The organism is Brevibacterium linens ATCC 9172, from assembly GCF_900169165.1.
GTDB lineage: Bacteria > Actinomycetota > Actinomycetes > Actinomycetales > Brevibacteriaceae > Brevibacterium > Brevibacterium linens.
In genome coordinates this window covers 159884-167047 of sequence record NZ_FXYY01000006.1, presented here as the reverse complement: position 1 = coordinate 167047, position 7164 = coordinate 159884, and the positions used below count along the sequence as shown (strand labels likewise).

The 7164-nt window shown below is 65.7% G+C and carries 8 protein-coding genes; 3 read left to right on the top strand and 5 right to left on the bottom strand.

Annotated features, from left to right (window positions below; genetic code table 11):
• Positions 1-584: transposase (locus BLIN9172_RS07315; RefSeq protein ID WP_180956946.1), on the top strand; the 584-nt coding region annotated here is incomplete at its 5' end.
• Positions 585-860: 276 nt separating this feature from the next.
• Here BLIN9172_RS07315 and BLIN9172_RS07310 read toward each other — a convergent pair.
• The 5 genes from BLIN9172_RS07310 to BLIN9172_RS07290 form a co-directional block, all read right to left on the bottom strand.
• Positions 861-1451: a class I SAM-dependent methyltransferase gene (locus tag BLIN9172_RS07310; RefSeq protein ID WP_101554452.1), complete on the bottom strand. Its 591-nt coding sequence runs from the start codon at positions 1449-1451 to the stop codon at positions 861-863.
• 47 nt (positions 1452-1498) lie between these two features.
• Positions 1499-2350 carry an anti-sigma factor gene (locus tag BLIN9172_RS07305; protein WP_101554451.1) on the bottom strand — a complete coding sequence of 284 codons (852 nt, stop codon included), beginning with the start codon at positions 2348-2350 and terminating at the stop codon, positions 1499-1501.
• Positions 2347-2922 carry a sigma-70 family RNA polymerase sigma factor gene (locus tag BLIN9172_RS07300; protein ID WP_101554469.1) on the bottom strand — a complete coding sequence of 192 codons (576 nt, stop codon included), beginning with the start codon at positions 2920-2922 and terminating at the stop codon, positions 2347-2349. The genes BLIN9172_RS07305 and BLIN9172_RS07300 overlap by 4 nt, the downstream gene beginning before the upstream one ends.
• A gap of 228 nt (positions 2923-3150) precedes the next feature.
• Positions 3151-3843 (bottom strand): fasciclin domain-containing protein, encoded by a 693-nt coding sequence (locus tag BLIN9172_RS07295; RefSeq protein ID WP_101554450.1) that lies wholly within the window; start codon positions 3841-3843, stop codon positions 3151-3153.
• A gap of 154 nt (positions 3844-3997) precedes the next feature.
• A complete protein-coding gene (locus tag BLIN9172_RS07290; protein WP_101554449.1) occupies positions 3998-5575 on the bottom strand; it encodes a molybdopterin-dependent oxidoreductase in 1578 nt (525 codons plus the stop codon).
• 109 nt (positions 5576-5684) lie between these two features.
• Here BLIN9172_RS07290 and BLIN9172_RS07285 point away from each other — a divergent pair, with 109 nt between their 5' ends.
• Together BLIN9172_RS07285 and BLIN9172_RS07280 are read left to right on the top strand one after the other, a co-directional pair.
• Positions 5685-6188: an OsmC family protein gene (locus BLIN9172_RS07285; RefSeq protein ID WP_101554448.1), complete on the top strand. Its 504-nt coding sequence runs from the start codon at positions 5685-5687 to the stop codon at positions 6186-6188.
• A 180-nt stretch (positions 6189-6368) separates the two neighbouring features.
• The gene (locus BLIN9172_RS07280) at positions 6369-7076 is read left to right on the top strand and encodes a trimeric intracellular cation channel family protein (RefSeq protein ID WP_240811986.1); all 708 of its coding nucleotides are present in this window, start codon (positions 6369-6371) and stop codon (positions 7074-7076) included.
• Positions 7077-7164 lie beyond the last annotated feature (88 nt).

Here is a 7164-nt window from a genome sequence, read left to right as displayed (position 1 = left end):
CGATCTACGACGAAGAGACCAGGGCCTGGATTTCGAAGGCCGAAGTCGCCGAGGTCCCGTTCACCGCATTCACCTCGAAGAAGAAGTCCCTGCACGCCGCCGGCCGCTTGGTGGTCCGCCGCATCCCTGAACTCAACGAGACCAAACGCACTGCCGGGCAGGACCCATTGTTCGACTTGTTCCGCTATCACGCGTTCTTCACCACGGTGGACAAAGACCGTTTCGACACCGTCGCTGCTGATCACATCCACCGCAAGCACGCGATCATCGAGCAGATCAATGCGGAGCTGAAGAACGGTGCCCTGGCACATATGCCCTCTGGGGTGTTCAACGCCAACGCCGCCTGGGTAGCAGTCGCAGCGATCACACACAACCTGATGCGGGCTGCGGCCGGACTCATCGGTGGACGGATGAGCAAAGTGCGCGCTCAGACGCTGCGGACACGGATCATCGGCATCCCGGCCCGGATCGCTCACCGGGCCAGGAAGCTGATTGTGCACCTGCCGAGACGGTGGCCGTGGGCGACGGAATTCGCACGACTCTGGCACGCGGCTCTGAGCCCACCTACACGATCATTGTCCTGACCGATTCGCTCCTGCTCGAGCACGACGCCGCAGGGTCTGGAGGAGACCCCGGGGAATCATCTATGTGGAAGAGACCGGTGAGAGACCGGGACACTACTTCCTGCCCTCGCACCGCGTTCGCACTCGAATCCGAGTGAGCCCCTTGCCATCAAGCGAATCGGTGGATCAAGGCTTAGACAGTGCCGTGCCCCGCCGGTATCCGCCGCAGTGGGGAATTCGCGGAGTGGTGCTCCCACGGGTGGTGGAGCAGGGGAACCGAGACCTCAGCGCTGTCTCTCAACTCTGCTTTTCAGCGACGACGACTGCCAGATCACGGTGCTGCCAGTGCACGTGGGTGGTCAGTCCCGCCTCGGCGAACCAGGTCAGCTGCTCATCGAGGGAACTGGGAGTGTCATCGATCCAGTCGATCGGAGTGACGACGTCCGCCGGATCGGCGGGCACGACGAGGTCTCCGAGGACGAACCTCCCACCGGGCTCGAGCACCGCGGCGATGCGGACGAAGAGGTCGGCCTTGCCGGAGCCGGAGAGGTGATGGACGGCGAGAGTCGACATGACGAGATCGAAAGGCCCGTCCGGCAACGGTTCTTCGAGGCGACCCATCCGCAGCTCGGTGCGTTCGGGGTTGAGGGTCGCTTCGGCGGCTGCAAGCATCTCGGAACTCGCGTCGATGCCGAGCAGCTCGGCCTCCGGGAGTGCCTCGAGGACGCGCTGTGCGGTCAGCCCGCTGCCGATGCCCAGATCGAGGATCGACGCAGGTGCTCCGGTGGCTGCCGCAGCGGCCACCTCGGTCTGCAGGCGCGGGTAGTCTGGGATCTCTTCGGCCATGAGCGCCAGGTAGGTCTCCGGGTCCCACTCGAAATCGGACATATCAGCTCCTTCGCCGCCGATGCCAGGAAGCTTACTCCCCGCGGCTGTCAGAGGTCGATGGCGACGATCGGATCCGTGGTCGGCTGCTTCGAACCGCCCTCGGGTTCGACGGTGATACCGAAGACGCTGCCGTCGGTGAACTTTTCGCCGGTGATGGTCACCGGCTCATCCGCCATCAGGCCGGCGTTTTCCGGGCCGTCGGCACCGATGACCCACATCTGCATCGACTTTCCGGCCGGTGGCTGTCCGATGTCTTTGGGGCTGAGGCGGATGAGCTGCTCGCTCTTGGAAGAGAGAACAGTGACAGAGCCGCCCTCGGGCAGCTTCTCGGTGTGCGTACGCAGATCACTGGCCTCCATGAGACGGGCAGAATCATCCAACTGCTGCTGAGTCGCTGCCAGCTCCTCTTCCAGAGCGTTCTGCCGCTGATTCTGCTGCCAGACGGTCGCACCGAGACCTGCGGCGACGACGATCGCAGCCGCGGCCGCCGCCCAGGGCAGCCAGGAGCCGCGGCCGGACCGCAGCTCATCGCTGTCATGGGCGCGCGCGTCGGATCGGCGGGACTCCCGATGGTCGCTCAGCGATGTCGGGGCGGGTGGTGCGTCCCTGTCAGCATCCGCAGCGACCGGGGAGGTCTCAGACTCGGCAGCGGGGGACGAAACCTGTGCAGACTCCTGCCGGTGGCTCTCGGGAATCGACAGAATCGCCTCTCGAGTCGCCGAGCTGACATCGACCGGGTCATCGGATTCGGCCGCGTCGGCCATGACGTCGGCATACGCGGCGACTTCGGAACGGAATTCGGCGTCGGCATCGGCCAGCGCCTGAGCCTCGGCGAGTTCTGAGTCGCTGAGCCCGCCGAGGGCCAGCCCGGCCGCCAGATAGTCACGATCGGTGCTCATCGGCTTGCCTCCAACTCTTCTCGCAGCTTCTTCATTCCGTCTCTGATCCGTGACTTGATGGTACCCAGCGGCACCTGGAGATCCTCTGAGATCTGAGCATGGGTCAGACCCTGGTAGAAGGCCATGACGATGGGCCTGCTCTGATCTTCGGGGAGGATCTTCAACGCGGAGACCGTGCGATCCGATTCCGCCCGGTCGAGCACGGTCTGCTCGACTCCTTCCACCGCCTCGGTGGAGGTGCGCAGTCCGTCGGCGAGGTCACGGTCCTGCTGGGACTGAACGCTGCGTACACAGTCGATGGCGCGTCTGCGGCACAGGGCGACCAGCCATGCTCTGCCGGTCCCTCGGGTCGGGTCGAATCCCGAACACCGCGTCCACACCTCGGTGAAGCAGTCCTGCAGGACCTCCTCGGCGAGTGTTCGGCTCTTGACGATCCGGACGATCACGGCCATGAGGATGCGGGAGTGCGTGGTGAACAGCTCTTCGAATGCGGACCGGTCGCCCTCGGCGATGCGGATCAGCAGGGCTCCGCCGGGATCGGCGGTTTCCGCCGGCTGGTGATCAGAGCTCATTGCCCAATCATGCCATGCATGCAGAAACCGATCACACCTTTCCCAGGTGAGCGAGTCGAACGAGGTGCGCGCAACGGTCGGGCCGTGCGCTGCCGAGACGGTCAGCCGGCGTTCGTGCGAAGCCGCTGGGACCGTCGAGGATGCGAAGGCGGCCGGGAGCCGATCCTGGTGCTGCTGATCGATTCCCGGCCGCTGCATTGTGATGCTCTCTCACTGTGGAGGTTCCGGTCACTTCTCCGGCATCATCACGGAGTCGACCATGTAGACCGTGGCGTTGGCGGTCTTGACTCCGCCGCAGACCAGTCCGGCATCGTCGAACTTCATGTCCTCGCCCTCACCGGTCACGGTCACCTTCGATCCTTCGACGGTCTCGTGCTCACCGGCGATCTCATCGGGGGAGAGCTGACCGGGGATGACGTGGTAGGTCAGGACCTTCGTCAGCTGGTCCGAGTCCTTGGCCAGGGCGTCGAGGTCGTCCTTGGGCACATCGGCGAAGGCGTCGTCGACCGGGGCGATGACCGTGAACTCGTCACCGTTGAGGGTGTCGACGAGGTCGACATCAGGGTTGAGTTCGCCCGAGACCGCCTTCGTCAGGGTCGTCAGCATCGGATTGTTCGACGCGGCAGTGGCCACCGGGTCCTGGCCCATGCCTTCGACGGATCCGGCCCCGTCCGGGTTCGCCTCGGCGTAGGCCGAGCAGCCCTTGCCGACGAGGTCGGCATCGGCCATGGAGGAGTCGCCGGACTCGTCGGGCATCTCGGACTCGCTCGAGTCAGCGGGCTGGGATTCGGAGCTGCCCGATTCCGAGCCGGAGTCGTCGCTGCCGGATCCTGAATCCATTCCGCAGCCGCTGAGGGCCAACAGGCCGATGGCGCCGGCCGAGAGGATGGTGGCGGTGCGTGTGCGAAGCAGAGTCTTCATTGTTCTTCTCCTTAGAAACAGTGATGCGGATGATCCCACAGCTGTGAAGTGGTCTCCATTGCTCGCTGTGTACTGGGTATTCGGTGCGGTTTCGGGTTCGGATGGGTGGATGGGGAAGAAATATGAGAATTTCTTCGCCGAGGCGGCTGCGGGGTCATTCGACGCGGAACTGGATGTGGTGGTGCCCGGTGGCCGAGTTCGGGATCGACTCCCGACGTTTCGAAGTCTGCACCGTGCCGTCCTTGTCCGTGGCACGCACGGTGAGGGTATGGGAGCCCGCAGCCACCTCGGCGAATTCGGCCCGCCACTGCCGCCAGGTGTCGATCGTGACCTCCTCGGCCAGATCCGCCTGCGTCCAGTCACCGTCGTCGAGCTTGACCTCGACACGGTCGATCCCTGAATGCTGCGCCCAGGCGGTTCCGCCGACCTGGATGTCTCCGGCCGGGACCGTGGCCAAGGGCCTCGGCACCTCGATGCGGGAGGCGACGAGGATGGGCGCCTTCGCATCCCACCCACGGTCGGTCCAATAGGCGGTCTTCTCATCGAAGCGAGTGACCTCGAGTTCGGTCACCCATTTCGTTGCGGAGACGAAACCGTAGAGCCCGGGAACGACGAGGCGGGCGGGGAAACCGTGGATCGGGGTGAGCGGTTCGCCGTTCATTCCCACCGCCAGCAGGGCGGCGCGGTCATCGGTCAGCGCACCGAGGGGAGTCGAGGCGGTGAATCCGTCGAAGGAATGGGAGAGGACCATATCGGCATCAGCGCTCGGGCGGGCTCGGGCGAGGAGTTCGCGCACCGGATAGCCGAGCCAGGTCGCGTTGCCGACGAGTTCCCCGCCGACGGGGTTGGACACGCAGGTGAGCGTGATGTGGTGTTCTTCGAGCGGCAGATCGAGGAGCTCGTCCATCGTCAGGGTGACTTCGTTCTCGACCATGCCGTGGATGCGCAGGGACCACTGCTGCGGGTCGATGACCGGTGGTGAGAGCACGGTGTCGATGCGGTAGAAGTCCTTGGCCTCGGTGACGAAGGGGACAGTGCCGTCGAGGTCGGTGCTCGCGGCCGCGGGGATCGCGGCCGCCTTCTTCGCGGGGGTAGGCAGGACCAGCTTGGCCACTGCGGCGCCGGCGTCCTGTGTGAGTGAGACGATGGTCTGACCAGCGGCGATGCTGACGGCCCCGATGGCCCCGACGGCTCCGGCCAGGCCGAAGAAACGGCGGCGGCTCAAGGGATCCGACGTCCGCGAACCGCGCGTGACATCGGCACGGTCGGCCGCCTCGGCGGGGGATGTCGGTAGGCCGAGACGCAGCAGCAGGATGAAGCCCGTGATGCCGACCGCGAAGCCGATGAGCGCGGGGACGAGGTCGAGGGCACCCGCCTCGGGGCGGATGATGATGACGATGACCGGGACGAGCCCGGCGACGATCAGCAGCGTCGTGGCCAGACGCCGGCGGGAGGCGGCCAGGGCTCCGATGAGACCGGCGAGGACGATCGCACCGAGCCCGGTGGAGAGGACGAGGACGAGCTTGTCGTTGTCGCCGAAGAGGGCGATGACGGGTTTGATCGCTGCCGGGGGAGCCAGGGGGATGATCGCCTGACCGAGGGTGAGCAGGGGTGCCGCACTCGGGGTGAAGGCACGCGCGATGAGGTCCGCGAGACCGAACATCATGACGGTGGCGACGATGCCTGCCACGGCGCCGCGGAAACGGTGGGTTGCACGGGTTGTCCGATTCATAGTGATCATTCGGAGCCGCGGGCGCGGTGGATGGGTCTGTGCGCTTTCGTTACTGACCATTCACTGAATCGTCAGTGACCTTGTTGCGCGCCTGTCGTAGCATGGTGCAATGACTGAGAACCCCGGATACGCCCAGCCGCAGGCTCCGACCGGAGATGCGGATGAGCCGAAGAGCCCGAGTGCGCCGATCTACACCGCGAAGGTCGAGAACCTCGGCGGCACCTCGGGCGAGGTGCGCGTCGAAGACGGCCAGACCCTGCCCACCGCCCCGACCTCACGGGTCGAAGAAGGCAACAACCCGGAACAGTTCCTCGCCATGGCCTGGTCGACCTGCCTCGGCGAGACGCTCAAGGTCGTCCTCGCGGTCAATGAGATCGAGGCGCTCTCACGCGTGCGCGTCGAGGTCGAGCTGCACAATGAACCCTCCGGCAACGGCTTCTACTTCGCCCCGAAGGCGTTCATCTCCATCGAAGGGGTCTCGGACACCGACGCCGAGAAGTACGCTGCCCGCGCCCACGCTCGCTGCCCCATCTCCAAACTGCTCATGGGCAAGGGCACCCCGGTCGTCGAGATCGAACCGTACAAGAACCCGGACAACTTCCAGCTCAGCTGAACTCTCCACCCACTTCGGCGAAAGCAGGCCCCGGCTGCGAAGTCGGGGCCTCTTCAGTCGGCACTCGGGCGTTGCCGGTCGGACTCCGCGGCCACCTCGGCGGGGAAGAAAGGTCCAGGGGGCCCAACGGCGGATTACAGTGGCTGGTAGCACGTTCGGCACCGGGCCGGGCACGGATCGATGAGAGGAGCCGAGGTGGAGATGGACCTGCAGGACTTCCTGTTCCTCGCGCTCGACCTCACCGGCACGTTCGTCTTCGCGGTCTCCGGAGTGCTGCTGGCCGCCCGCCGCGATTTCGACATCACGGGCGGACTGGTGCTGGGCACGATGACGGGAATCGGCGGCGGAATGATCCGCGATGTGCTCCTCGACCGGGTGCCCAACGCCATCGGCCAACCCATCTACCTCGCTCCGCCGGTGATCGCGACCCTGCTCATCTACATCATCGGATCCCACATCTCCCGGGCACGGATCTGGATCGTCGCCTTCGACGCGATGGGTCTCGGCCTCTTCAGCGTCACCGGGACGACGATCGCGCTCTCGGCGGGGACGAACTATCCGGCGGCGCTGCTCATGGGGGCGCTGACCGCGTGCGGCGGCGGGCTCATGCGCGACGCCGTGGCCAGTGAGGATCCGGCGATCTTCCGCGGCACCGACCTCTACCTCATCCCCGCCCTGTTCGGTTCGGGACTGACGATCATCGCCGAGGTGACCGGGCTGTTGGGTGCCATCGCCTCACTCATCATCGCGGCCGCCGCCTTCGGCTTCCGCATGCTCGCCTGGAAGCTGCAGTGGCGGGTGCCGCAGCCGATGCGGCAATGGTCGTACCGGGACACCGGTCGTCGAGTGAAGAAGAAGCTGCCGTCAGTGTTCCGGAAACCGGATTGAGGGCGCGGCTTGTCGGACGGTGTCTGACCGGTTGAGTTCCGCGATGGCGGATCTGAAACATCGATACCGGCATCGGTCGCCCGTGCTT

Excerpts from the sequence above, each read along its gene's own strand:
- BLIN9172_RS07305 (WP_101554451.1), bottom strand. The coding sequence starts at position 2,350 with ATGAGCACCGATCGTGACTATCTGGCGGCCGGGCTGGCCCTCGGCGGG.
- BLIN9172_RS07280 (WP_240811986.1), top strand. The coding sequence starts at position 6,369 with ATGAGAGGAGCCGAGGTGGAGATGGACCTGCAGGACTTCCTGTTCCTC.
- BLIN9172_RS07295 (WP_101554450.1), bottom strand. The coding sequence starts at position 3,843 with ATGAAGACTCTGCTTCGCACACGCACCGCCACCATCCTCTCGGCCGGC.
- BLIN9172_RS07300 (WP_101554469.1), bottom strand. The coding sequence starts at position 2,922 with ATGAGCTCTGATCACCAGCCGGCGGAAACCGCCGATCCCGGCGGAGCC.
- BLIN9172_RS07310 (WP_101554452.1), bottom strand. The coding sequence starts at position 1,451 with ATGTCCGATTTCGAGTGGGACCCGGAGACCTACCTGGCGCTCATGGCC.
- BLIN9172_RS07285 (WP_101554448.1), top strand. The coding sequence starts at position 5,685 with ATGACTGAGAACCCCGGATACGCCCAGCCGCAGGCTCCGACCGGAGAT.
- BLIN9172_RS07290 (WP_101554449.1), bottom strand. The coding sequence starts at position 5,575 with ATGAATCGGACAACCCGTGCAACCCACCGTTTCCGCGGCGCCGTGGCA.